Source organism: Sphingobacteriaceae bacterium, from assembly GCA_016715905.1.
Lineage (GTDB): Bacteria > Bacteroidota > Bacteroidia > B-17B0 > Aurantibacillaceae > Aurantibacillus.
In genome coordinates, this window is the sequence record JADJXI010000008.1 from 1 (window position 1) to 25309 (window position 25309).

Annotated in this window: 43 protein-coding genes; 4 read left to right on the forward strand and 39 right to left on the reverse strand. The window is 30.6% G+C overall.

The genetic code is table 11. From position 1 onward, the window contains the following. The 4 genes from IPM51_11585 to IPM51_11600 all read left to right on the forward strand — a co-directional run. Positions 1–510 (forward strand): hypothetical protein (locus IPM51_11585; protein MBK9284938.1); only part of this gene is annotated, 510 nt, incomplete at its 5' end. Then, positions 510–1001: a hypothetical protein gene (locus IPM51_11590; protein ID MBK9284939.1), complete on the forward strand. Its 492-nt coding sequence runs from the start codon at positions 510–512 to the stop codon at positions 999–1001. The genes IPM51_11585 and IPM51_11590, both read left to right, overlap by 1 nt. 158 nt (positions 1002–1159) lie before the next feature. Further along, positions 1160–3112 carry a hypothetical protein gene (locus IPM51_11595; GenBank protein MBK9284940.1) on the forward strand — a complete coding sequence of 651 codons (1953 nt, stop codon included), beginning with the start codon at positions 1160–1162 and terminating at the stop codon, positions 3110–3112. Continuing rightward, positions 3109–3459 carry a hypothetical protein gene (locus IPM51_11600; GenBank protein ID MBK9284941.1) on the forward strand — a complete coding sequence of 117 codons (351 nt, stop codon included), beginning with the start codon at positions 3109–3111 and terminating at the stop codon, positions 3457–3459. Before IPM51_11595 ends, IPM51_11600 begins: the two co-directional genes overlap by 4 nt. Here the strand turns inward: IPM51_11600 and IPM51_11605 are convergent. The 39 genes from IPM51_11605 to IPM51_11795 form a co-directional block, all read right to left on the reverse strand. Beyond that, positions 3456–3749: a hypothetical protein gene (locus tag IPM51_11605; protein ID MBK9284942.1), complete on the reverse strand. Its 294-nt coding sequence runs from the start codon at positions 3747–3749 to the stop codon at positions 3456–3458. The two genes, IPM51_11600 and IPM51_11605, sit on opposite strands and share 4 nt — an antisense overlap. Positions 3750–3934: 185 nt before the next feature. Further along, positions 3935–4246: a hypothetical protein gene (locus IPM51_11610; protein ID MBK9284943.1), complete on the reverse strand. Its 312-nt coding sequence runs from the start codon at positions 4244–4246 to the stop codon at positions 3935–3937. A gap of 40 nt (positions 4247–4286) precedes the next feature. Further along, positions 4287–4556: a hypothetical protein gene (locus IPM51_11615; GenBank protein MBK9284944.1), complete on the reverse strand. Its 270-nt coding sequence runs from the start codon at positions 4554–4556 to the stop codon at positions 4287–4289. Continuing rightward, positions 4532–4717, reverse strand: coding sequence for a Lar family restriction alleviation protein (locus IPM51_11620; protein ID MBK9284945.1), 186 nt, complete (start codon positions 4715–4717; stop codon positions 4532–4534). The genes IPM51_11615 and IPM51_11620 overlap by 25 nt, the downstream gene beginning before the upstream one ends. Then, entirely contained in the window at positions 4714–5247 is a 534-nt protein-coding gene (locus tag IPM51_11625; protein MBK9284946.1) for a nucleoside triphosphate pyrophosphohydrolase family protein, read from the reverse strand. The genes IPM51_11620 and IPM51_11625 overlap by 4 nt, the downstream gene beginning before the upstream one ends. Then, positions 5244–7265, reverse strand: coding sequence for a toprim domain-containing protein (locus IPM51_11630; protein MBK9284947.1), 2022 nt, complete (start codon positions 7263–7265; stop codon positions 5244–5246). The genes IPM51_11625 and IPM51_11630 overlap by 4 nt, the downstream gene beginning before the upstream one ends. After that, positions 7241–7696, reverse strand: a complete 456-nt coding sequence (locus IPM51_11635) for a hypothetical protein (protein MBK9284948.1) — start codon at positions 7694–7696, stop codon at positions 7241–7243. The genes IPM51_11630 and IPM51_11635 overlap by 25 nt, the downstream gene beginning before the upstream one ends. Further along, complete coding sequence (locus tag IPM51_11640) at positions 7693–9501, reverse strand: hypothetical protein (protein MBK9284949.1); 1809 nt, start codon at positions 9499–9501, stop codon at positions 7693–7695. Before IPM51_11640 ends, IPM51_11635 begins: the two co-directional genes overlap by 4 nt. A 2-nt stretch (positions 9502–9503) precedes the next feature. Then, positions 9504–9683, reverse strand: a complete 180-nt coding sequence (locus IPM51_11645) for an SEC-C domain-containing protein (GenBank protein MBK9284950.1) — start codon at positions 9681–9683, stop codon at positions 9504–9506. Then, the gene (locus IPM51_11650) at positions 9667–9984 is read right to left on the reverse strand and encodes a hypothetical protein (protein MBK9284951.1); all 318 of its coding nucleotides are present in this window, start codon (positions 9982–9984) and stop codon (positions 9667–9669) included. Before IPM51_11650 ends, IPM51_11645 begins: the two co-directional genes overlap by 17 nt. Before the next feature lie 82 nt (positions 9985–10066). Next, positions 10067–10243 carry a hypothetical protein gene (locus IPM51_11655; protein MBK9284952.1) on the reverse strand — a complete coding sequence of 59 codons (177 nt, stop codon included), beginning with the start codon at positions 10241–10243 and terminating at the stop codon, positions 10067–10069. A gap of 10 nt (positions 10244–10253) precedes the next feature. Then, the gene (locus IPM51_11660) at positions 10254–11189 is read right to left on the reverse strand and encodes a hypothetical protein (protein MBK9284953.1); all 936 of its coding nucleotides are present in this window, start codon (positions 11187–11189) and stop codon (positions 10254–10256) included. A 10-nt stretch (positions 11190–11199) separates the two neighbouring features. Further along, complete coding sequence (locus IPM51_11665) at positions 11200–11979, reverse strand: AAA family ATPase (protein MBK9284954.1); 780 nt, start codon at positions 11977–11979, stop codon at positions 11200–11202. Beyond that, positions 11976–12230 carry a hypothetical protein gene (locus IPM51_11670; protein ID MBK9284955.1) on the reverse strand — a complete coding sequence of 85 codons (255 nt, stop codon included), beginning with the start codon at positions 12228–12230 and terminating at the stop codon, positions 11976–11978. Before IPM51_11670 ends, IPM51_11665 begins: the two co-directional genes overlap by 4 nt. Position 12231: 1 nt before the next feature. Further along, the gene (locus IPM51_11675) at positions 12232–13179 is read right to left on the reverse strand and encodes a PD-(D/E)XK nuclease family protein (GenBank protein ID MBK9284956.1); all 948 of its coding nucleotides are present in this window, start codon (positions 13177–13179) and stop codon (positions 12232–12234) included. A gap of 114 nt (positions 13180–13293) precedes the next feature. Next, the gene (locus IPM51_11680) at positions 13294–13611 is read right to left on the reverse strand and encodes a hypothetical protein (protein ID MBK9284957.1); all 318 of its coding nucleotides are present in this window, start codon (positions 13609–13611) and stop codon (positions 13294–13296) included. A gap of 95 nt (positions 13612–13706) precedes the next feature. Then, entirely contained in the window at positions 13707–14000 is a 294-nt protein-coding gene (locus tag IPM51_11685; protein ID MBK9284958.1) for a hypothetical protein, read from the reverse strand. Between the two features lie 3 nt (positions 14001–14003). Then, the gene (locus IPM51_11690; protein ID MBK9284959.1) at positions 14004–14495 is read right to left on the reverse strand and encodes a hypothetical protein; all 492 of its coding nucleotides are present in this window, start codon (positions 14493–14495) and stop codon (positions 14004–14006) included. Then, positions 14479–14778, reverse strand: a complete 300-nt coding sequence (locus tag IPM51_11695; GenBank protein ID MBK9284960.1) for a hypothetical protein — start codon at positions 14776–14778, stop codon at positions 14479–14481. Before IPM51_11695 ends, IPM51_11690 begins: the two co-directional genes overlap by 17 nt. Next, positions 14750–16243 carry a DEAD/DEAH box helicase gene (locus IPM51_11700; protein MBK9284961.1) on the reverse strand — a complete coding sequence of 498 codons (1494 nt, stop codon included), beginning with the start codon at positions 16241–16243 and terminating at the stop codon, positions 14750–14752. The genes IPM51_11695 and IPM51_11700 overlap by 29 nt, the downstream gene beginning before the upstream one ends. Continuing rightward, positions 16240–16614, reverse strand: a complete 375-nt coding sequence (locus IPM51_11705) for a hypothetical protein (protein MBK9284962.1) — start codon at positions 16612–16614, stop codon at positions 16240–16242. Before IPM51_11705 ends, IPM51_11700 begins: the two co-directional genes overlap by 4 nt. Positions 16615–16721: 107 nt before the next feature. After that, positions 16722–17063 carry a hypothetical protein gene (locus IPM51_11710; protein MBK9284963.1) on the reverse strand — a complete coding sequence of 114 codons (342 nt, stop codon included), beginning with the start codon at positions 17061–17063 and terminating at the stop codon, positions 16722–16724. Further along, positions 17050–17256 carry a hypothetical protein gene (locus IPM51_11715; GenBank protein MBK9284964.1) on the reverse strand — a complete coding sequence of 69 codons (207 nt, stop codon included), beginning with the start codon at positions 17254–17256 and terminating at the stop codon, positions 17050–17052. The genes IPM51_11710 and IPM51_11715 overlap by 14 nt, the downstream gene beginning before the upstream one ends. Continuing rightward, entirely contained in the window at positions 17249–17527 is a 279-nt protein-coding gene (locus IPM51_11720) for a hypothetical protein (GenBank protein ID MBK9284965.1), read from the reverse strand. Before IPM51_11720 ends, IPM51_11715 begins: the two co-directional genes overlap by 8 nt. 198 nt (positions 17528–17725) lie before the next feature. After that, complete coding sequence (locus IPM51_11725) at positions 17726–17899, reverse strand: hypothetical protein (GenBank protein ID MBK9284966.1); 174 nt, start codon at positions 17897–17899, stop codon at positions 17726–17728. Between the two features lie 31 nt (positions 17900–17930). Then, positions 17931–18179 (reverse strand): hypothetical protein, encoded by a 249-nt coding sequence (locus IPM51_11730; protein ID MBK9284967.1) that lies wholly within the window; start codon positions 18177–18179, stop codon positions 17931–17933. A gap of 2 nt (positions 18180–18181) precedes the next feature. After that, positions 18182–18754: a hypothetical protein gene (locus tag IPM51_11735; GenBank protein MBK9284968.1), complete on the reverse strand. Its 573-nt coding sequence runs from the start codon at positions 18752–18754 to the stop codon at positions 18182–18184. Between the two features lie 207 nt (positions 18755–18961). Beyond that, complete coding sequence (locus IPM51_11740) at positions 18962–19450, reverse strand: hypothetical protein (protein MBK9284969.1); 489 nt, start codon at positions 19448–19450, stop codon at positions 18962–18964. A 229-nt stretch (positions 19451–19679) separates the two neighbouring features. Further along, positions 19680–20081: a hypothetical protein gene (locus tag IPM51_11745; GenBank protein ID MBK9284970.1), complete on the reverse strand. Its 402-nt coding sequence runs from the start codon at positions 20079–20081 to the stop codon at positions 19680–19682. Between the two features lie 4 nt (positions 20082–20085). After that, positions 20086–20523 (reverse strand): hypothetical protein, encoded by a 438-nt coding sequence (locus IPM51_11750; GenBank protein ID MBK9284971.1) that lies wholly within the window; start codon positions 20521–20523, stop codon positions 20086–20088. Next, positions 20520–20939, reverse strand: coding sequence for a hypothetical protein (locus IPM51_11755; GenBank protein MBK9284972.1), 420 nt, complete (start codon positions 20937–20939; stop codon positions 20520–20522). Before IPM51_11755 ends, IPM51_11750 begins: the two co-directional genes overlap by 4 nt. Further along, entirely contained in the window at positions 20936–21217 is a 282-nt protein-coding gene (locus IPM51_11760) for a hypothetical protein (protein ID MBK9284973.1), read from the reverse strand. The genes IPM51_11755 and IPM51_11760 overlap by 4 nt, the downstream gene beginning before the upstream one ends. Before the next feature lie 27 nt (positions 21218–21244). Then, positions 21245–21490, reverse strand: coding sequence for a hypothetical protein (locus IPM51_11765; protein MBK9284974.1), 246 nt, complete (start codon positions 21488–21490; stop codon positions 21245–21247). A 42-nt stretch (positions 21491–21532) separates the two neighbouring features. Continuing rightward, a complete protein-coding gene (locus IPM51_11770; GenBank protein ID MBK9284975.1) occupies positions 21533–21769 on the reverse strand; it encodes a hypothetical protein in 237 nt (78 codons plus the stop codon). 2 nt (positions 21770–21771) lie between these two features. Continuing rightward, a complete protein-coding gene (locus IPM51_11775) occupies positions 21772–22281 on the reverse strand; it encodes a hypothetical protein (GenBank protein MBK9284976.1) in 510 nt (169 codons plus the stop codon). 46 nt (positions 22282–22327) lie between these two features. After that, the gene (locus IPM51_11780) at positions 22328–22741 is read right to left on the reverse strand and encodes a hypothetical protein (GenBank protein MBK9284977.1); all 414 of its coding nucleotides are present in this window, start codon (positions 22739–22741) and stop codon (positions 22328–22330) included. Positions 22742–23787: 1046 nt separating this feature from the next. Then, a complete protein-coding gene (locus IPM51_11785; GenBank protein MBK9284978.1) occupies positions 23788–24060 on the reverse strand; it encodes a hypothetical protein in 273 nt (90 codons plus the stop codon). A 352-nt stretch (positions 24061–24412) separates the two neighbouring features. Further along, positions 24413–24610 carry a hypothetical protein gene (locus IPM51_11790; protein ID MBK9284979.1) on the reverse strand — a complete coding sequence of 66 codons (198 nt, stop codon included), beginning with the start codon at positions 24608–24610 and terminating at the stop codon, positions 24413–24415. A gap of 71 nt (positions 24611–24681) precedes the next feature. After that, entirely contained in the window at positions 24682–25143 is a 462-nt protein-coding gene (locus IPM51_11795; GenBank protein ID MBK9284980.1) for a hypothetical protein, read from the reverse strand. Positions 25144–25309 lie beyond the last annotated feature (166 nt).

Consider the following 25309-nt stretch of genomic DNA (forward strand, 5'->3'; position numbering starts at 1 on the left):
AATTCTGAATCAGAAATTTTAGAATTAGAATCACTTTATCAATATATTAAATATCTTAAACCTGGAGAAAGTTTATTAAAAGTACCTGCAATTGGTACACGTAGAAAATCAATTACTCTTCAATATATTAATTATATTATTCATATTCCTATTTGGATTAATCCTCCGTGGGAAAATATTATTCTTAATACAGGTATTTTAAATACTGATAATATTGAAACAAGAAAATCTAAATTACATTTTTTGCCTAATACAGTTCATTTTATTGGACCAAGTGGGGTTACACATAGAAGTGATTATGCTGGATATAGCGTTTGGTCTTTAGATTTAAATTTTAAAATTAATCCTCAAGGTTGGAATAAAAAACTAGAATTAGACATTTATGATGGTAATGGTTTTTTAATTCCAAATCAAGGTCAATTTGTTTGGGCTGAACTTGAACCTGATCCTTATTTAAAAAATAGTTTTGTAACTTTGTTCCCATATTTCTTTTCAACATATGGTTCCTAATGCCTGATATTCCAAAACAAACAAAGCCTTTTGAAAGATACAAAGGTGGAGAATATTTTGTTAAAAAAGAAGATTTAAATGGTTTTGATGCACGTTTAAGAGCATTAGAACGGCAACATGATTTAGGACAAGCTTCTATTTTTAACGAAGGACTAATTTTAGTTAAATTCGCTGAACGAGTTTATTCTAATGATTTAAAATGGTATTTAGCTCATCCATTAATATTAGATACAAATGGCTCATCTGCTGAAACATTTCCTACTCCATTTACTTCTCCCCAGTATGGGAATAATATCCAAATTCCTTGTTATGATTATAAAGAGCATACAGATTATGATATGTGGGTTCGTAATCCATTATATTTTTCTGTTGCTCAAAATGAAAGAGCTTGGGTTGCTTATTGTCCAAGATATTGGGGATTTTATTTAATTAATCCACAATGCCCTGGAGTAGATGAAGAAACTGATCCTGACCCTAATCCACCAGAATAATTATGACTTGTTGCCATTGTCAAACACCTGATCCAGATGGATGTTTAATTTGCCTAGAAACATTTAATAGGGCAAATAATTCTGATATTACAGTCAATTCTGAATGTAATTTAATTGTTGAATCTGGTACTCCATTCATATCTTCTAATGAATTGAATATGGATGATGCAGGTACAATTATTTTAGTAAATGAACCAGAAGATCTTTATGTTTCACCTGATGGTTCAGGAATTTCTAAAATAAAATTAAAATATCAATTTGCCGTAACATCTGGTAATGAGATTATTTTTATCTTAGATTATACTGATGAAGATAACTACATTTACTGTTTATTTAAAGTTGATGAAAAAGAAATTGAATTTAGAATTATTGAAGCAACTGTAGATTCACAAATTGCTTTAAGTCCTTTAAAAAAAGCACACACTACATCACCAGACTATAATTATCATTTTAATCAATTTACAGATACTTATTCAAATTTAAATTTAGATGCTCATGAATATATTTTTGAATTTAGAGTTATACATAATCCATCTGTTCTCACTGAAGGAACCATTCCTCCTGGTGTAAATATTAGTCTTCATATTTATGATTTAGTAGATGAAAAAGAAATTTTTGTTCCAACTTATTTGCATCCAGATGGTGCTTATGTTTTTGGAAAAACACAAGGTGTAGGAACTTCAACTAATCATACAGGAACTGTCACTGTAACTGAATTATTTTTTACAGGGTATGATTACTTAAATTTTCTTGATATTAATTCAGTTTGTGTGTTTGATCATTGTAGTTTTTGTGGACATATTTCAGTAAGAGATTTAGGTGATTGGTCACAATATACTTCAGATCCAGATACTTCACCGATTAGTTATATATCAACTTATAATGCACAAATTAGATTATGTGCGATTTCTGTTGTAACAGGTTCTCCTACTTTTACAGCAGAATATATTCAATTTTCTAGTGGTGATTTTATTATTTTTGAAGAAAATGACCCACAATATTTTGAACTTCATGAATTTTTAATTAAATTATTTACTAAATTTATTTATAACCCTCCTATAGGAAATAATCAACGTTTTGATTTTGAATTTGATTTAGTTTTTGGTTATTTTGATATTAATAACTTTTATTATATTAAATTTAAATATGTAGTAGCTACTAATACATTTACACTTAATATTTATCGTAAAAATGCTGGTGTAGATTCTTTAATTTATGGAAATTTAGAAACTTTTTATCCATTAAATTTTATCAATCAAATTTCAGTAAATTTAAAATTTGTAAGAGATGAATTAATTGAAGGTATTTGTTTTATAACAGTTAGTGATTATTCATCTGTTTATATAGATGCAACTTATAAAGGAGCTGATGGTCAAACAGATTTTTATCTTGGAATAAATTCTAATTTTGCTCCACGTTTAACTTTTTTAAATGATATTTTTTATCAACCACATGCTCCAATAACTTTATGGACTTACCAATTAACAGCAAATAATGCTTCAACAAATTTACCTATTAAACTTCCAAGTGATATTACTGGAGGAAAATATGGTCTGAGAGCCGTTACTATTCCTACTCATGAAAGTACTTTTTGTAAACTTTTAGGAGCTAATTTTAGACGACAAGATTTTAGTTGTATGATTAATGATTGGTGGGATTTTTGTACTAGCAGATTACCTCCAAAAGGTTATTCTATAACTATAAGTGGATTAACAGGTAATGAAGCCATTTCTAATGGCACTTATATTTTAAATAGAGGCTTCAATTATCCTACATTTGATTTTTTAAGTTATGATAACTTATCTTGTGTATTTTTTAATCAAGAATTTGAATTTTATAAAGAATTGGATGGTCAAATTTATGGGGCTCATTTTGAATTAAAAATAGCAATTACTAATTTTACTGCAACACAATTAACAGTAAATTATAATTTAAAATTTGGTGCTACAAACCATTGTTATTCAAAAACTGAAACTTATGATTTCTTATCACTTGATTGTGAAGCAACAAATATAACCCTAAATAAAAACACATTTAATATTAGCAGTGTTTTAGGTAGTAATTATGGTACAAAAATGCCTTCGACTTTAACAGCAATTCCAATATCATGATTATTTGTATAAAATGTAATTCAACTTGGCAATTAGACGATATTAATGTTAAAGCTAGTTGTTCAAAAGGTGGAAAATGCTCTTTTGAATTAATTCCTAATTCGTCTCCCCCAGTATTCCAAAAAGTACGAAATTTTTCTAAAGCTACTTTAAGGCATGTTTTAAATAAAGGAAAAATTAGAACACTGGAGGAAATTAAAGAAATTTATGATAAACATTGTTTACCTTGTCCATTTTTAAAAAATGATGAATGTACTAAATGTGGTTGTGCAATTAAACGTACAAAAGTATTTCGTAATAAATTAAAATGGGCCAGCGAAAGATGCCCAATAAATAAATGGTCTTAAGGATAATAAATAAATGTAACTAAGATTATACAATCTTCATAGCTTTGAAAACGTATTTCTAATTGCTGTAATTCGTCGATCAATTTAATTCTAAATTGTTCTTCCCAAGGTGTAAAATAGTTAAAGAGTAAATTTCTATAATAAACAGTTACTCTTGATTCAACTGAAATACCTTGATCTATAAAATGACGGCGAATTTTCTTACGCAAAATCTCATTTATTTTAAATGAAACAGTTACAAGATATTTGTGTTCCTCCTGTCTTGATCCAAGAATTTTTAAGAGTTTCATAAATAACTTTCTATTTAAATAAATTGACCTGCTGACCAGCGGCCTCTTAGCCCACATTGGCCCCTAGCTATAGGTCTAATCTCAATTGTGGGGCTCAAGAGTAGGGCAGAGTTCGCCGCTGCTAGGAGGTAGGTCAAACCATACCTCCTAGCACGCCAAGCATGTGAGACGGGCTGCTAGGCCCCTTATTTACCCTGCCCCCTATGGGAGGGGTCAAGGGGTGTTAAATTAAAATATATTTCACGTAACCTTTTTAAGTAACTTGCAAAATCAGGTAATAATTCATCTGGCATATTTTTTAAATCTAATAAAGCATGACACAATACATCAACTAGATTGATATACTCAAATAAATCTTTTGAATGAGGATACGCAATTGTAGGAAAATTTATACAAATTTGAACTGTTACTAATTCACTGCTAACCTCAAGTAATTTAATATAAACAGAAACATTAAACTTTCTTTCAATTGCTGAAAAGAAACTTTTAAGTACCATTAAATGATAAGGTTTTAAATATTTATCAATTATTATTGGCCTAATTTCCTGTAGCGTCTTTATCGGTTCCTTCTTCTGAAACATCTCTATTGACCATACTTCTGTACTCATTTATATCAATTCCTTGATTGCTTAGTAATTCTTCAAGTAAACCATATCCTAACGGAGCTAATACAGTAATTAAAGGCTCAAATTTAACTAATAAATGAGTTACTAAGTTTAAAAGAATTGTGGCTTCGTGAATTAAATCTTCTGTTTCAAATTTATCGTTTTTCATCTTTATTCCTAAAAAGGTATTTGAGCTTCCCAAGCATCATTCCATAATTTCACAGCATTTTCTGGTTTTTTACATTTTGGACCTGATGCCATACAATCATTACATTTAACCCAATAAAGTAATTTGTTTAAATCTACTAAAACAACATCTTTTTTTGCATTACAAAATGGGCAAGGATTTAATTCTTGGTTCATTTGTTACAATCATCCCATAACAATATTGCAGTAGAAAGTAATCGAGCTGGTGGACCTATTGCATTACATAATGTACAAACAATAGACCATGTATCACTTGGTACATTTTTATCACAACCCAAATAATTAATTGTATTACAAGCTTTACAAGGCATTATTGCTGGCTTATTATCTTTTCCCTCCAGTATTTCCCGTTCTTTTTCTAAATTTCTATTTTCAGCATTATAATCTGAATATTTATTAGGATAACGAACTTTTAATTTTTCAATGTTCCTTTTTAATATTTCAGAAGGTTTAATTTTTAATGCTGCACAAGCTTCTGCAAGATACCAAAAAATATCACCAATTTCTTCTGCTGCATTAATAGGATCATATGGTTTATTATAGAATTTGGCTTTTTTAATTGGATCAGCAAATTCTCCAACTTCAGTTGTTAAACCAATTTGAGCATGATCCATTTTAACTAATGGATGAGCATCTTTAGTAGCAGAAGTTCTTTGAGCCAATTCTACATATTCATCAATGTTCATATTAAACTCCACAATTCTTTCAATACTGGGGAAAGCGAATACTTAACAACTTTTTTAATACCTGCTGTTGAATACGATTTTTGAAGTGCTCCTACTAATTCTAAATCTTCAAGATAAAAATGAATAGATGCTTTTGGAACTTTGACTGTATCGGCAATAACATCTCTAGTAACAGGTTGTGTCATTTTAGATAAGAATTGACATATTTCCGTTGAAAAACCATCAACAGTATCAAATGCTATTCTTTTAATAAGATTATAAACTTTAGAAGTAATAAAAGGTGTTTCCTCTACAAAACTTAAAGCCAAAGCTAAACGTTGAAATTGAATAGCTAAACGATTAACACTTTCTGGTTTTGGTCTATAAGAAACAGCTTCTCTATGAATACCTTTTTCGTGCCGAGTCACTTTAGTTCTTAATATAGCTGTAATTTTAGCTAATGGAAGAACTCTTCTTCTAAATTCTGGTGTGGATCTTTCTAATAAAGCCTCTTTAGTTATTGGCCATTCTTGATTTAAATAATAAGCAACATATTGTTGTAATTCGTTTTTGTCTTCATCCCCAGTAATTGCTGAAACAAGTGCTTTTTCACCTTGTTGCATAAAATCAACTTCATCTACATTTAAATTAAAACGAATCATACGTTCGCCTAATTCAGCATCTGAATGATGTTTAATTAAATCTGTAACACCTGCTAACATTGGAAAATTAGTCTCATAACGTCTTTTAACTCCATTACCAAAATCTCTTTCAACAAATCCATCAAAAGCACCACGTAAAATACCTGAAATTTCTTCTCTATCAGGTTTAGATTTAACTAGAATTTCTGTATAATCTTTAAGAATTAAACATCTATGTCCAATTAAACCTAAAATAGACGGATCACTTCCATCTGGAGTTTTAAAACCAGATACAAGATTATGTCTTGAAATGGTAGATTGAAAATAACAATCATCGGCTTGTTTAAATGCAGATAATACAGCAGTTTTACCATAACCTGGTGGCCCTACAATAAACATCCAAACAGGATCATTACCTAATATTTTACCACTTAATACAGTGCCGAGACAAATTTTAATCATTGTCTCAAAATCTTCATTAACATCTAAAAATTTCTTAAAGTTTTTAATCAAATCTGGAAACGTTACCCTCCCAGTAATATCGTATTTGATTTTAGATGTTTTGTTTTTATTACTGGGAGGGGACAACAGCTTTTTTAAATTAAGAAATGCTTCAGCATATTGTTCATCTTTAAATGCTGTTGCTACTAAAAAATCTGAAATATCATAGCCTGAAGGAAAATCATCAGGCCAATTGATTATTTCAAAACTTTTAGTTACGGCACCAATTAAATTAGTTATTTTATCAGTACCTTGTTTACCGGCTGAATCATTATCTAAAGCACAAATAACTCTACGATCAATAAAGAACGGAGCCCAATTAGCTTTAAAATTATTTGCACCGGGTAAAGATATAGCAAAATGTTGAATACTTAAGGTATTAAATAGATGATTCAAAACAATACAATCAAATTCGCCTTCACAAATCCAAACTGTATGACTATTTAGTTTTGAATCAAATAATAATTCACCTTTATAAATACCTGTTATAATGCCTGGTGAGGAATGCATTTTTTCCCCAACGGCATAATAACGTAAATCGGTTATCTCCCCAGTATTCAAAAATACTGGAAAAATGTATTTACCTTTATGATAACCTATTTTTTCATTTTTTAATGATTCAATTGGAATTTTACGTGCATTAGCTACTAAAGCTAAATTTTCATAAGTTATTTGAGATTCAAAATGCGTCCAAAGAAAACCTAAGAAATCTTTAAAGGTTCCTGTTTTAGAGCATCTTTGACAAAAATAACAGCCTTTATCTGGATTCACATAAAGATGTTTTTCTTTGTCACAAAAAGGACAATCAGCAATATGTTCGTCTTTTTTTGTTTCTCCAAAAAACTCTACACCATAAAATTCCATCAAGGAAATTAAATCAGAGGATTTTTTAGCCATGTCCGTAACTTTATTTGTTGTATATCTTCGTGCCGATGAATATAAATAGTATCAGCCATTTCGTTCCATTTTTTATAGCTGATTAAATTAAGATTTTCGTCAACATATTTTATAAAAGCATAAACAAAATGCGTTGACGAGATTTTAATGAAAACTTCCCAATTAGAACATTCTGGACGTAAAAAATAAACTTGTTCTGGAAGAAATTTAAAAGGGATTTTAATCCCGTCATAAGAAATCCTTTCTGCCCCGATCAATTCTATTTGATCAATATGGACTACTAATTCTTCTAATGGAAAACCAATAATTTCATACTCGGCATTAACTGGACAATAAGTATTCCATCCAGTTTTTAGATAGGTTTTAGTATCTAATGCTTTAAATATATCACCACGTTTTAATTCCTTAAATATTTTAATTTTAGGAATCATAGAATTATTTCTTCTTTTTTCGACCAACTTTCTTTAATTAGAGAAGCTGAAGTAGGCGTTGGAATAGAAAACGCTCCATCATTATTTGCCATTAAATTAGCTAATTTACGTACAAGACAAATATCATAAATATCTTTATGTATTTCAAATACTAATTCATCATGAATTTGTAAAAGTATTCTTACTTCTTCAGGAGAAAAATTCTGTTTAATGAAATTATAACATCTAATCAAGCCACGTTTAACTAAATCAGCAGCAGAACCTTGAATATCATATGATGTAGCACGATATGCAAAATCCAAGTCAATATCCAACTGCCGATTATAAGCATTAATAATATAACCGTGTTGTTTAGCAAATCTTTCAGCACTTTTTTGTCTTTCACGTGCTTCAGGATTGGCCAAATAAAAACCTGAAATAACTTCTTCACCTTCATCTAAAGGAACTCCATATTTTTCAAACAAAACATTTTTTCCACCACAGTTAATCACTGTAAAATTAGTGTTTTTAGCTAATTTTCTACCCGGCTTAGGATCTTTTGCAGCTAAATATGGAATTGCTAATCTTGTTTCGTTATGAGGATCTCCCCCAGTTCTGAAAGCATTTAAAAGTTTTGTTACATTACCTCTGGAAGCAAATATTCTTAATTCTAATTGTTCATAATCAATAGAAACCCAAACATAATCTTCTCTTGGACAAAATGTTTGTCTTCCATCTACTGAATAAGGATTATCATTAGTTTCAGCAGATGTTACATTTTGAAGATTTGGATCACTGGAGGAAAGCCTAAAGGATTTAGTTCTATCTTGATGTAAATTAGGATGAATAACTTTATCATCAGTCATATGGGCTACATAATTCATAAAGTAGCCGCGGCCAGTGGCATTTGCTTGATAGATCAAATATTGTTCAACTTGAGGAAAGTTTAAATGCCTTTTAAGAATTGTATTATTAAGCTTTAATTGCCCTTCGGGATAAGTTTGTGAAGGTTCTGTTCTATCTGTTAATGGAACTCCTAAACTTAATAAATATTTAACTACTTGTTGTGTTGAATTAATATTATCAATACCTGCTTTTTTAAATTGAGCTTCTATTTGAAAACAAGTTGTATTTGTTTTTAATAAAAGCTGATTCAACAAAGATTCATTAACTTTAAGCCCAATTTTTTCTATTTGAAAAATGCGTTCAGCAACATTCATTTCAAATAAATAAGTATGCCAACGACCTAAAACACGTAATCCTTCAGAATAAAATTGGAATAGTTTAAAAGTACGTTCAACATCTTTTAAGCAATAAATTTCGCATAGATTATTTGAAGAATTAATTAATTTGCATAACCAATAATCTTGAGTTACTTCATAATGAGGAGAACCACATTTCCAACCTTTTTCTTTTCCTATTTTTCTAGCAGAAACTGTTGTTGCTTTTAAGTTCTTTTCATCATCATCAGGTATATTTAAATACTTTTTACTTAAAGGTTTTAAACCACAGTTAAGTTCTAAAGTATTACAAATTTTGGCCATTAAAATAACGTCATGAATTTGACCTTCTACTTTTAAATTAATACTTTCCAACATATGTAAATCGTATTTAGCATTGGCAAAAATATATTCATCTGCCGTACTTAAACGATCTTGAATTTTATTTAAAGTTTCATCAGTCCATAAAGGTTGACGTGTCATAGGATCAACTAAAGCATCAAAATACTTTTTTGTCCCATCTTCATAATAAAATCCTACTGCATATGGTTTTTCATCTTTAGCCCATTTTAAACCAGTTGTTTCAGTATCAACAGCAACTTTCATTTTTAATCCTTGATAGGATTCCTTAACTTATTATGACAACAACGTTTAAATTTCTTTCCTGAACCACAAGGACATTTTTCGTTTCGTCCTTTATTATTAAAAACCTTTTGGCCATCCTCCAGTATTCGATCAATTTTTCTGGTTTCATGAATTAATTTATAACTTTTAGTTCTCATTTTCATTTTTACGTACTTTTAAAGCTTGATGAATAACTTGTTGGTTAGTAATATCTTCGCCCATTACTTGTTTAAAAAAAGGAATAGGGTCAAGATAAAAATAAGCGTACATTTTTAAACAAACAAACATTAAAACTGCAAGAGAATTTCCAATATTCATTAAATCGCCTTGTTGCATTGCAGCTTGTAATCGTCCATGGCAGTTATGAATTTCACGTCTATGTTGCATTAAATTCTTATCTTCAGAATTATACTTTGTATTTAATTGATCATAAACGTATTCTTTGACAACTTTTTTAATAAACATAGTCACTCCAAAGTTATAAAAAAAGTTCCCTCTCCTAGAAATAGGAGAGGGAACCTAAACTGAATTAAATAGGTAGTTCTATTTATTCAGGATCAATCAAACTCATATCGCCTTCAGCGTCAACTTCTGAAACAGCAATTTCACCTTCTTCATCATATTCAACAAATAGAACAATATCATCAGGTGTAACCTTTACTTCTTCAAAAGTTTCAGAAGTATAAACACGTACTGTAGATTTTGCATCAATTACGATGTACATAAAAACTCACTTAAACATATTGGATAGTTTTGATGTTACAGGGAATAGCTTTATTCCCTACGCGAATAAACACTAAACCAGCAGCTTCATCTAACTTATGAATTGTGCCGGTATAAGTTTCATCTTTATATACCCCTGAAACATTTTCACCTTCTTTCAAGGTATAGAAAGATACTTCAGGTTTAGGAATATCATTACCTAAATCAAGAAGTTCAATTTCTTTTGCTTCTTCAATAGAAGCTGGTTCAGTAGTTTCCTTAACTACTTCAGAATCTACTGGCTCAGGTTTAAAATCTTCAGGTGTTTTTTCCTCCTCCCATTCAAACAATTCCAATTGGTTAATAGTTACATGAATCATTTGATTAGTCGATAACAAAATCTGAATATCTTCTTCTGAAGTTATTCCAGCAACTTTACCTTTCTTTTGACCATCTTTAGTTGCTACTAAAACTTTTGTTCCAACAGTTAAAGTTTGTTCTTCAGTTCTTTCTGTTGTTGTTGGAGAACTGGAGGGAAAAATACTTGGATCATAAGTATTATGAATAATCTTATTAATCCGAATATTTTGAAAACCATCTTTTTCTTTAAGTGTAATACGTGCTTCGGAGCCGATACACTTTAATAAATGCATATTTGGATCTTCAGAAAATGATTCCATATCCTTAATTCCAAGGATACTAGCAAGCATAGCTACCACTTCATAAGCTTTTTCTTGCTTAACATCATCATCTTTTTCTAATCCAACACATTGGAAAATATTCCTGTTTCCATATAAAGGATCATCAGGACTAATTTTCCATTGTAGTTTCATTTGAAGCTTTCCTTGTCCTTTAGAAGGAGCAATTTCAGCATCAATTAATTCGCACAAATAAGTACCATCTTCGACATCAAAATCTTGACGGTTCGCATTTGCACGTTGAAACATTTCTTTATCAAACAAACCCATTTTAAAACTCCTAAATCTTCAAAGTTGGTTTTTTAGCAACAACTGGTGTTCTAACAATAGTTTTACCTGGTAATTGATTGTCGTATGCTTTAATAAAATTTGAATAAGCTTCTTCTGGAGAGAAGCCTAAATCAATTTCTTTAAGCCTATTACCTTCCCATAAAAAATGATCTGAAAACCCGTGCCCAATATTAACATTTGATAAACCATCTACATGTAAAATTCGTCCTCCATTTGGATTACATTCCATTCTTGCTCGCATTAAACAATAACCATGCATAACATCACGGCCTTGATTATTTAGATTAATATCGAGCATATTAACATCACGTCCACCAATAGAAGCTGTAACAACATCTTCGTTTGCTGTAATAATAATCATTTTATTTAGTTGCTTTATATGATCTAAAGTCTCACTAAATAAATTCCTTACAGTACGCCAAACATCAAAATCGTCTTTTTCAGTTTCAGCTAACTTTAGCTTTTGACGAACATAACGATAACAATAACCATACATTCGCTGAAGTTCATCAATAATAATCACTTCACAATAAGATGGATTTTCGACTATTAATCTTAAATAACCTATTGCCTCCTCCCAGTTATGAACATCTACACTTTTTCTATTAATGTGATTTGCATTTCCAGGATTAAATTCTAACATGAAATGGTTTGGAAATTGAGCAGCAAATGAACTCTTTCCACATTTATCTGGACCAAATATTAATATTGATGAATTAGTAATATTCGATGATGCTGGAATAATTGAAGTTGGGAGTTTTAAGGTCATAGTGATTTTAAACTTTCTAAAAGTCTTTCAATTACAGCATTTTTATAAATGTCAAAATTAATTACTGAATTTATTTCATTTATTGGAAGACAAACTTCCCATTTTAATTTTTTACCATTAATTAAAATTGTAAATGTGTATTGAACATAATCATCTGTTATTTTTGTAACAAAATTAAGATAATTATAACTGCGAGAAATTGTATGTTTTATACTTGAACCTATAGCAACAATTTTTGATAATAGGTCCACTTTATTCGCCTTCTAATTCAGGAAAAACTTTATCTCGTTGAAAATAGTTATTTGTATTTCCATTAACAATCAATTCGTAAAAATCTGAACGTCCATACTTTGTAATTAAAGCATCTTCATTATAAGGATAAGGAGAATAACCTGTTTGTTCCCAATTATATATCTCAGCTAATAAAGCTGATAATTGTTTTGTTATCCATTCATGAACTTCATGAATACTTAAAGGTACTCTTATTCTTATAAAATAATGTGCTGGACGTTCTGCAACATCTTGGCAAATTCGAGTTGAATAAGCAATATCAGATTCATCTTTACCTTGCTTTAAACGTGATTTTCTGATAATATTATAAGTAACAGCCCTAGGAAATTTACCTGTTAATTTATAAGCAGCAAAAGCATATAAATTAATTTGTGTATCATGTGGCAATAACTGAACTAAATCTTCTGTATTAAATACAGCAAGACATTTATGATCCATTATTTCCAAATGATCATTTTCTAAATACATTCCATCAATACAGCCGCGGAGAAAAGTTCCATTATAAGGTACTTTAAATTCTGCTTCTGTATGTAACCATTTCTTATTGATAAAATCTTCAAAGCGATATTGGAAATACATAGTCAAAATACGTTTAGCCATATGAATTAAAAATTCATTCTCGGCCTTTTGTTTTGCTTGTACTCCAAAAAACAATTTCTTTTGCGTCTCCTCCCAGTTTTGCAAATACTTTTCTGCCATTTCGGCTATTACTGGAGGAGAATATGCTTTATTCTCTAAATAAGCATGTTGTAAAATATGATGAAATAAATGGCCAAAGCGAAAATATAAAGGTTCTACTTTTGGAGTCCAACCTTCAACGTATCTTAATCGGCAATGCATTTTACATTTACGAAATTCTCTCGTAAATGATTGTGTAATTCCTTTTTTAAAGGTCCATAACGGCTTCATTTTAAAATTGCCTCAAGATTTTCAATACGTTCTAAAAGTAATTGACAAACATTAGTTAATTCAACAATTTGATCTTGAAGATTTTTTACACTAAATGTTAATACTAAAAGAACACTAAGCATTATCGTTATTTGAACTGAGTTGATTTTCATTTTTTACTTGATTAATAGAAGCTCCAGATAATGTAATAATGTACTCTGTTGATAAAGGAGACATACTACATAATAATGCTACAGAAATTAGAGGCATTAATTCTGCAAATGTTTTAATATAAGGATTAGATGCTGCAATTGAAACTCCAATAGATACTAAATGATCATAAGTATCTTGAAAATCTGAAGCATGTTGTACCCAAATATTTATTTTATTAAGCTTCTTATCTTCTGCATTTTGAAAAATAATAAAACTAACTTCATTTTTGTTGATGATCATTATTTTCTTTCCAATCTAATTCATCTTCTTCAGGATAATGATATGATGTAGAAAAAAGACTACAAATCATTACTATTATTAAAGCTACAATAAAACTAATTATAAATTTCATAGGTAAATCTCACAAAATCTTCTCTTGATTGAATATCAAAAAATAAATATGTAAGTACACCACCTAATGAAATGTATGGACCAGTAATAGAATAATCATCTGGAAGATTACTGGGAGGAAAGGTTCTAAATTTCTTTAAATGAGAAACTTTAATTGCATAGTAATAAGTATGCCGATCAATTTGAAATGTAACAACATACCAACAAAATTCAGTTAGATCGAAAAGATGTTTTTTTAATTCAATAGGTGCAATTTCTTCGATTTCAGGTTCGGTCATGATTTAAAGTTTACCTGTAATTAAGTATAAACCCATTCCTACGGCATCTGCTACGTGTTCCTCAAAAGAATGACCATAATGTCTTTCTAAACGTAGATGAACTTTCTTTTTATCTAATTGACCTTTCCAAATTGGAATTGGAAGGGCTCTTGTTTCAATAGAATTTAATTCTGCTATCGCCAGTATTCCACCATAAGTAGCAATTAATTTCATCAAACTACCTTGACGTGCTGATGTAATTCCTTTTATAGAAGTTTCCATAAATTGGGGTTCTTCCACATAAAGAATAGGTTTTGGTGTTTGATTTTTTAGAGCACCAAATAAATTATTACAACTATGCAAAATGTATTTACGATTTAAATCCCAATTGGTTGCAGAAACTCCTTTAAAAATCCAAGTTTGAATTGGAATAGTGCTATTTTTATTAAATAAAGCTAAACCAGTTCCAACAGAACCAGGATCACAAGTTACAAATAGATCAGGAAGTTGTTTCATCTTCTGCTTCAAAGTTAAAGAATTTAGAGAGTTTTAATTTATCGAGTATTCTTGATCTTTTTTTAAAGTCAATTGGATCTTCATGAACAATAAATTTAAACTCATGAATTTGACAAGTAATTTCTTTATCTAATACAGGAACATAAAATACAAATAATGTTGTGTATGAACCTTTAACAACTTCTCTGAAGTTGTTATTAGCTAAATATTCTACTTGATTAAAGATAGTTTTAACATAATCTCCAAGGTATTCATTACCTTGATACCAAACTTTGGCCTGCATATTTTTCACGCAGTTTGTTGTAGACTTTTTGAAGCATAGCGTTTTGGTCATCTATTTTTGCCATTAAAGAATTGTACACTTCGTGACATAAAGTATTTTCACAAACTATATCAATAATTAGATTTGGCGTTTTTTTATGAGGATGAACTAAACGATCAACTAATTGACTTCTATACATTGCTCCAAATTCATTAGAATAAACAATTGCCGTATCTGCTCCAGACATATCTAAACCTTGAGAAGCAGTTTTAATTTGGCAAACGAGATATTTATAATGACCTTCATTAAAATCTAATCGGCGTTGGTGACGAACATCTAAAGGAACATCTCCTCGAATAAAAGTAGTTCTTCCATATTTAGAAATTTCTTTACAAATTGTCTCAAGTTCTTCTAAATATTTACACCAAATAACTACTTGTTCACCAGCTAAATCATTTCTTAATAGACTTTTAAGTTCTTTAAGCTTATGATCAGATTTTAATTCTTCTTTTTTATGGAAACCTCCTGATAATTGGTGTAAATGTTGATATGCTGCAATTGCATATTGAGCATCATATTCTTCTGATTTACTAATCCAATCACGCTCATATTTCTCATAAAGTTGTTTATAATCGCCTTCAAGAGAAACAAAACGTTGTTCATATAATGTTTTTCCACCAATACCGGCATGTTCTCTTTTAAGAACATTGCAATAAGTAGCTAAAACACCTGAAAGATAATCGGCGATACCATATTTAGGTACATAACGATTATTTCCTTCATGTTTGAAAAACCTATGCTTAAATTGCCAGAATGTTGGACAACCAGCAAAATCACCAAAAAGGAATTTCATCTGCTGATAGTATTCTAATAAATTTTCTGGGGCTGGAGTACCTGTTAATAACCCTTTAATAGGTACTTTCCTCCAGGATTCGGAAGTTAAATGCGAAGAAATTTTGGTTTTAGGGTCTTTTAATTTATGACTTTCATCACAAACAATTGCATCAAAGCCACAATCAGATATATCTTCACGAATTAATGTTTCATAATTCGTAACATACCATGTTTCTAGCTTTTGAATAGCAGGTTTCATTACTCTAGCTAGATCAGTATTAATAACTAAAGGGTTTTCAATACCCTCTAACTTTAATTCATCTAACCAAGTATGAATAACAGCTTTTGGACAGACAATTAAAGGTTTTTTAACTCCTTTTCCTTGCAATATTTTAATTGCAGTAAGGGTTTTACCCAAACGCATTTCCCAAAATAATGCAAAATTATCTCTTTCTGGAGGTAATCCCCATTCAATTCCTTTTTGTTGATAAGGAAAAGGAGTTCTACCAATACTGGGGGCGATATATTTATCAGGATCAACTAATTCTTCACCTGCTAAATGACAATCCCCTATATGTCCTCCTAATGAATATAAATTAGCAATGACTTTTACTTCAGCTTTACAAGCTGGACAAGTTATATATTTTTTCATATTAGTTGAAGTTTAACTTTAAAAGATTCCACAACATTTTGATCAGAATCTAAAATGTGGAGAGTACCCTTGTAAATATCAATACTCAATTTATCAATTAAAGTACCTTTTTTCCAGTGACCAATATCTACTTTAAGTAGGCATTGATAATAAATAAACAAATAGTCGTCAATTTGTTCTTGGCTATTACAAGAAAATAAGTTCGTTTCCATTTTATCATCAACAAAAGTTAATTGGTCTATAAATACTGAAACAGGATCACCTTCAAGTTGTTGAACTAATACTTCTGTTGCTGAATAATAACCAACAATAATACCTTTTATATTTGCACAACAGGTTATATATTCAACTCTTTTACCTATTAAATCCATAAATTCCCCAGATGAGACTCGAACTCATACGCTTAAAAAGCAAAGACTCTTAAGATCTTTGTGTCTACCATTTCCACCACTGGGGAGAGCCCGGAATAAATTATAGATTATCTAAAAGTGACTTCTCTACCAAGTTTTTCTGACCATTTTTTTTCTCTTAAAGCAACTTCAAAGTTCATACATAAACGAAGTTCTTCAATATATTCTTCTTGTGTAATAACTCCTTTTTCAATTAGTAAACGAGCTATTGCCATATCAGAAACATGAGCAGAATCAATTCCTACACGATGATCTTTTTTGTAATCAAAATTGATTCTATTTGATTGTTCAAGTTTAACACAAGATTGTAAGCCATGTAAAGCTTCTTCATAAGATAAACCTAAATCAAGTGCTTCTAGTAAACGAGCTATTGCCATATCAGAAACATGAGCATCATCAGGTTTTTTCATTGTCTAAACTTTCTTGCAATTGTTTTATTTTTTCTATTTTGGCAACAGTAGATTCAAGTAAATCTATTGGCCAAACAATATCTTTGTTATGCATAATAGCTATTAAAGCTTGATTATAAATCAAGCACATTTCTGTATGTACAAGATTAGCTTTTACAAAATAATCCTCATTAAAATTACCTAACCTAACCATTTAACATTTCCCATACCCAAATGATCGCCATATCAATGGTATTTTCATTATTAATAATTTCTTCTAGAAGAACAGTAGGATGAATATGTTCTCCATCAGAATCATAAAGTAATTTTGCTAATGCGTTTTCTTTTTCTCTTTCAGCAGAATTTTGGCGTGCTTGATTAATAATCGTTTTATTAAATTTACGATAGTCTCCCTCCAGTAAAAATAAATCTGGAGGATATCTAACATCATCATAACAAACGATAATAAGCGTTTTTTTAATCATAGAGCTTCTAAGTACATTTGTGGGATTGTAAAACTTAATTTTTCATCATTAATAGCATCAAATACAACAACGTAAGAATTTTTGAAAATACTGGAGGGAATCTTCTCTATTATAGTTCCTATTGTTGAAGCTAATAAATGACTTCCCTCCAGTCTATTTGGGCCTACATATTTGACTTTGTTTCCTACTTCAAATTCTTTATTCTTCTGGCCCATATAAAACCCTGCGTTTAAAATAACGATAACAATATTTGACTAATCTACTTAATGGAATTTTTTCGTATTGAGGATGATTTTGTAATTGTTCTGCAAATTCATCAAATGTAACTTCTAAACCATGTTCGTGTAAAGCAAAACAACTTGCTCTAATCATGATTCTAACTTTTAGGTAATCATAATCATACTTACCCATTTTCATTATTTGAAGCCTTATTTAAATGCAAAACAGCATTTGGATAATGAATAACATACATAGTAGGATAAATATAACATGGAGAAACATTAGTTGTTATACCAACAGCATTATATTGATCCCCTTGTGAATTAAATATAGCATTAGTTTTTAAATACAAGAATCCTTCATATTCAAAAACATCATTTATAGGAATTTTTTCAAAAATACAAACATTTTCAGGCGTTTTTAGAATCTTCATTTTTAGTAGGGAAACATGCAGATGGGTTTATTAGTTAATTGTGATTTTAAGCCATCAATAATTAATTGTTTATTCAAAGAACAAATTTGAGAAAAATTCCCTATGTGAGATTTGTAAATTGCAACTGGACGAGGAAACTGAGGAATATGATTTGCTTTTTCTAAACAAATGAATTTACCATTTACAAGATAACCGACTAATTCGTCTTCGTCGGCTTTAATTACCCGATAAGAAACAGGTGTATAAATGGTTTTATAGATTTTGGAGATACATTGAAATTCATTCTCCCAGTATTCTGGGGGAATAGTATCATGCATTCTTTCAAATGCACAACACAAATTAAAATTATGTTTTAATTGTCTTTCAATGATCCAATGTATTAAAGAATCTTTAAGACCTTGACCTTCAAATTCTGGAAGATAAAACGGTCCTAATAAAAAGCCTACAGGAGATTTTAAATCATTATGTCCTCGATAGGCCCCAATAACTGCTCCTTTAAAAGAAGTTATTGATCTTTTCTTTTGTGTTCGTAAATGTTTTACTAATGAATCATATGTTTCTTGTATTGTTGGCATAATAAAAAACGTTGCCTCCCCATACTTTAATTATGCCGCACGGATTTTAGTTTGGCTTTAAATAATTATTTCTGGGGAGGCCCCGTACGCTTCAAAAGAAAACCCTTCCCTTACTAATTAATTATAACAAATCGCAACGTGGTTAGTTTGGAATTTGTATTTATAATTAATTTTCAGGGAAGGGCAAAACCGTCATGGCACGAAGGTTTATTTCTTGGAGCAATATTCTTGAATCAATTCATCAACTGGCTTGGAAAAATCAATCTTTTCGTAATGAGGAAATTCCTTAAAGAACTCATTCAAACCATCAGTCATGCCAGCATTATGCATAAGATGGCAATACTTCAAATAATTCTCATCAATCTTCTTAGAAGGACCGCGTTGTTGTTCATGCAATGGTTGCGAATCAACATAATTTCCAATAATAAAACTGGAAGCTTGATCGCCCGAACGAGCATGAACAAAGAATTCAGTTCCCTTTGCAAAATTAACTTCTGAAGTAACAACTACCTTATATGCCCGAAATCCATCGACAGGCATATCTTTATCATCAAGTGGAGGATTTGCATCACAATTATCTGCATTAGAAAAGATTCGCTTGTAATTCTTTTTTGGTGCAGCTTTACGTCCACGAGTCTTCTTTTCTTCTTTTTCTTCCACAACTTCAATTACTTCAACAGCGGTATCAGTAGACATTAATAAATCTCCAAAACTTGAAAAAACAAAAAGCAACTAATTTGTTAAACGGTCTTTATTATTCCCGAATTGTGGTAAATAATAAATAATCTAACCGCCTCTGATTAAATAATTTAATCGTCTCAGGCATCCCACCCGGCCTCACACTATATACTACGCAAGAATCGCTGAGTGGTTCACGGGATCGCAGAAAAAATACAGAAAGTTTTTACCCCCACTTTTTGGGGGGTCAGCGAAGCAGGGGGATTTCTTTTAATAAGGTAACTGTATCGGCATAATAAAATGTTTGACTTGACCTTGTTAAAAAATGTTCTTTATCAAAAAGCTTTTTTAGAGATGGATCTTTTAACCAAAAACCTTTCCAATCATTATCATTAAAAAAAGGAATTTCAAAATCTTTTGCTGCAAGTAAATTCTTTCCATAAGCTTCAAATAAACGTAAATCAGGTTCTCGTTTAATTAGACCCCCATAATAATCTAAAAGTTTATCTTTTTCTTTAAAAACAAACAATTTACTTTCAGGGCAAATTTCTGGGGGAAAAACTTCCTTGCCAAGTTCATATTTAACTAACCACTCAGAATAAGAAGATACTCCAACAGAAGTATAAATATCATTTCCATAAGCATACACTAATTTAAAGCAATTCGGCCGCAGTGTCATAATCTATTTCCTCCAGTAATGTTACCGAATCAGCATAATAAATTAATTTAGCTCTTTTTTCGTTGTAAGCAGCATCTTCAAATTGATGACCTTCCCAAAACATTTTGAAATCAGATTCGCAAATATTTAAAACAGCTGGGAATTTTGTATTTCGATTGTTAATTAGACCTGTGGCATAGGCTTTAAATATTCTTAATGTATCATATTCAGTAAGAATATTAAACCTATAAAAATCATTTACAGCTACCAAAGTTTTGAAAACAAACAGTTTACTTTGTGGGCAATGTACTGGAGGAAAAACTTCTTCATTAAGTGGATAAATTAATTCCCATTCTCCAACTGAACCACTGGAGGTAAAGGCCGTTCCAATATCTTTTTGCCAAATTACTTTAAAACAATTATGTTCTTTCATTGTATTTCTTCTATAGGCTTGAGAAATTTAACTAAAATTGTGCCGGGTGGAGTTTGAAAACAAACATTTAAATATTCATTAAAAGATTCATTAACCATTTCTGTTAAGTAACTAAAATTTTTCCAAAATGTTGGATAATCTTCTGACAAAGAAGGTAAAGATCTCTCTCCAAAAGAAATAGCTTTACCTATATATTGGCATTTATAAATACTAAATCTAGTAAAACTATCTAGATCTTTTGTATAATCTAATACATCAGATTTATTAAAAAATGCAAATATTCGGCTATTGGGTAAATAAGGAGTATTCCATTTTTCTTTTTGATAAATAATGTCAGCTCTTAAAGCTAAATGAGCTGAAATAGGATTTAATTTAGTTTTTGATCTTACACGAAAAACTTTGTAACAGTATTTCATATGTATTTCCAAGTTATTTTCATCCACGTTCCATCAATAATAACTGAATAATTTTTTGATCCCAAATGTTTGATTATTTTATCAATTACTTTTTGGGGAATAGAACTTACTGAAATATGTGTTTCAAATTCTCTATTTGAAGCATCATTATTAATTCGCTCAATTATATGCTCTAAGAAAATATCAAAACCATGTTCTTCATAATATTTGATATTTTCTTGCGTAATTGTTTTTAAATCTTTTGCATCATAAAGACATTTTTTGTCAAAAATTGCCATACTTATTTTCCTAGACTGGGAGGAGAGTTATTTTAAAATTATTTCAATTTTATTTATAACAATAACTGGAGTATCATTTGTTATATATTCAAGTTCGCCCCGTGAAATATTAAAAGAATTATATGGTGCAAGTTCATCCATGCTTTCAATTGGAGTTATTTTAATTGCAATTTCATTTTTAGTAAGCGTACGGGGAATTTGAAAAAATTCCTTTTCGTCAAGCTTAGAAAAAGTTAATTCTTCATCACGTTTGTCAGTTATTTGTAGTTTCACGATTATTTTCCTAGACTGAAGGAGAGTTTCTGTTGTGAGAAATTAATACATCCAAAGTTCGAGCCGTTCAATTAATTCAATTTTATGTTCAGGTGAAAAATAAGCAAAAGAACCAGTTAAAATGTTAATAGCATTTTTTCGTTCAGTATGCTCACTAAATTCAGCTACTCTTATATAAATTTGTGAGCCATGAACAAAATACTGTTTAAATTCAACTTTTTCAAAATTGACTTCTTTGATTCTTTTATCAATAAGAATTGGGTGTGGTTTGGTAGCCATAATTACTTTATCCTTTGGACGAGCCGAATTTCATCTACTAAAATTGTTTTGCTGCCAGTTACATAATATTGATAAAAATCATCTTCTTGGCTAAAAGCGAAATACGATTTATCGTTTGGCTTGAAGTTTTCCCAGAAATTTTTAATTGGGTAGTCCATAGAAGGAATATACCTTCGTCCAAATTTTATTTCTTCTCCACGATATTCGCATTCCCATAATTCTTCATGAATAGAATCACAAACTACTCGATGGATGTCGCTTAATGCAAAAATCTTACTGGAGGGGAAAAAGGGTTTATTCCATATTCCTTCTAAATAATAACAATATGGGTTTCTAACGACAGGCCCTAAAGAAAATTTAATATCTGTTATCGTTGTTACTTGAGTTTTGTCCAGAATTTCTGATAAAATTTTGTTAGTAGCGAAATGTGTATAAGAGTTTTTGTAGGCTACGTCTGATATAAATTGTTCATTTGATGAATAAACGCGAAATCTTTTGTAGCAAGTTGGCATAAAGCACCCTATGTTTCCTTTTTTGTACTGGAGGGGAGTTATAAAGTTACCAAAGTTTTTGTATTGGTTTGAAATTGTCGATTAAAACTGTTCGTGGAGGAGTTATACAATATATTTTATTTTCTAAATCGCCGTGCTGCCAATTTTCCCAAAAGCTTTCTATAGTGCTTTCAAAAGCAGGTACTCTCTTATCGGCATAAGGATATATTTCTCCAGTTGTTTCGCATTCCCAAACAGAATAAATATGTGGCGTATCAAGCTTATATTCTTTTTGAAGTTCTCTTAAAAATTTTTCAGAATTCCAAGATCTTTCAAATGCGAAAAATTTACCAACTGGAGGGAAGTTATATGCGTTTATATTGTATTTTATTTGGGTTGCGACAAAGCCGAGAGAAAATAATTCGTTTGGATTTGGACTGTTTATGAAAAGTTTGTAGACTTTTTTAGGAGTAGATTGCATTTTATGGGGTTTCTTTTTTGAGGAGTTTGATGAATAGAAAAATGTACAAGTGTTAAGTGTACAGTTTGGAATACCTCTTAGGTAGGGTGTTGTACACTATATCTTCACAATGGTATAGGGTAGTTCACTACGATTTTCAAGGGGTTTTTGACCTATAAACATATATAAAGTTAACTGAACATATGTATATAAGTTAATAATTAAATACACCCTAGGGGGTCGGCGGAGGCAAAAATTTAGGCCACCTTAGAGGGGGCGGGTAGTAAAAAACAAGGGGTTTTTATAGTGTACGAAAAGCACCTGGACCCCCATTGGACGGATAGTGTACAAATAATTAAATAAAATAGTAATCAAATGTACATTTAATTAGAATACTGAATATTTGTTCTCATTATCGAATACCAAACTAATTAAACAGGAAATAGTGTACGTTTGCACCACAACACATGCAAGGGGTTAGTTACCTTATGTACACAACTGAACAATTTTTCAGTATGCTAATTAATTGCTTAAAATAGTATACAAGTAGTGTACAAAAAAACAATCAAATTGAATGTTTGTACACTAAATTAGCTTGTACACTAGTATACAACCTTATTTAGGTATTAAATAATAAGGTTGTATACTAGTGTACAAGCTTTTTAATAGGTTTTTTAATGATTTTTGTAATGTTCTTCTGTACACCTAGCTTACTAAAATAGTATCCTGTTGTACAGTAAAAAAATTAGTAAGCTTAAAAATAATAGGTCTATTTGTACATTATTCTTATTGTACACTAATGTTATTTTGTACATTTTTCTAGTGTATCATGTTATTTTGTACATTATTCTTATTGTACACTAATGTTATTTTGTACATTAATAAAAAGACCAGATAGATTAATTAAATAACCTATCCGGCCTATGAATTTCCCTCCAGTTATTCGCCGAAGGGATAATTTAATTCCATAGTTCTTATTTCAATTTGGGTTTTGAAATAATCAGTAGTGATTAATATTGCCGATGAGCAAATAACTAATACACTAATTAAAAAAGCTGTGGGCCAGTTCATTTCTCCTCCAGTAATTGCATTTGGGTTTTGGGTTTTGGGTTTGGGTTTTGGGTTTTGGGTTTTTGTTTTTCACGCCAAATTTGATGATCATAGTTATCTATCTTATTAAGATGATAAGTATGTTGTTCTGTATATAAATGAATTTTACATACAGCACTATGATGCACACGATAAGTTTCTCCATCACTATTATAGAAATTACTTGTCGTTAAGAAACGAGCAATCCTATTACAATGATCACATTTTTTAAAATTCTTTCCCTCACCCATGATTAAACCCTCATTTAAAAATGCCATGAAAAACCGCCGGACGACTGCTTATATATAAATATATAGTATATATTATATATTTATATATAGGCAGGAATTTTGCGGCAAAAAAAATTAGCAAAAAAAATTGCTAGGCCCACACTCCTATTGCCTGCTCGGGCATACTGATTTTTATATAGGCAGGCGAGATACTCCCATTACCTTCTTTCTATAACTGATTTTTTTATAGGTTCTATAACTGATTTTTTTATAGGAATTATAACTTTTTTCTTGACACGATTTTTGGCATGGTATTTGCTGGTCGATATATCGTATTCTAACGATATATCGACCATTGCGAGTGATTTAAAATCTAGTTGTTTAATTTAACTGCAAGCTCTTCACCCCCATGTTGTCCTGGACACAAAACTAAATCACTAACATCGAATAACATTCCGTTAAGCTTGTCGTGAAGATTATCAATTTCTTTCATTCTGTTGAGCAAACTTAGCTTTTCAGCGTAAAGACTCTCAAGCAATAATTGTACTTCGCGTTCTGTTAGATTTTCCATTTAATTATCCTTTATGTTTCACGTGAAATTAAAACCCCTCATTCCGGCCTGTTAGAAAAATGTATCTCGAATCACTTTAACTGCGAGATAAAGTTGAGACGTTGTTCTTGTGTCATATTGTCCCAATTGACGATATTCGGTTCTCCGATTCTTTCGGCATCGAATCGCTTCCAGTACTTGTATTTGGAGGCATCGGCCAAAACGTGACCTAGATAATTCAGTTGCTTGAGTCGTGTTTTAAACTCAATCACTAACTCATTATTCAGCCGTAATTGGCATTTAAAGCCCTTATCGGCAATCTTAATCATTAGGTCAGAAACAAAACTTGTCGTCTGCGATGCGGCCTCTGAGAAGTCTATAATTGATTCCTCTTCGATTTTATATCCATCGTATTTGATATAAGACGTGTTTGGATCAAAAGCAGACAAAGCAGCGTATTGCATTTGAGCTAGTTGTGTTTTGAAGCCAACTAGCTCTCCACCGATACGAAAGTAAGTAGCAGTTTTAGGTTCAACAGATATTGTGCGTGCCATGATAGTTAGCCTTTATTAGAAGTAGGATAACAGGCCGGAATGAGAGATTTTAAATCCCTCTGTTTAACCGAATTGTCAAAGAACTAACTGTTAGTCTAAAGCTTTTCACTTCTAAGGGGCCGTTATTGTTTCGGGCCATAAGACCTTACCAACAACCATCCTACTC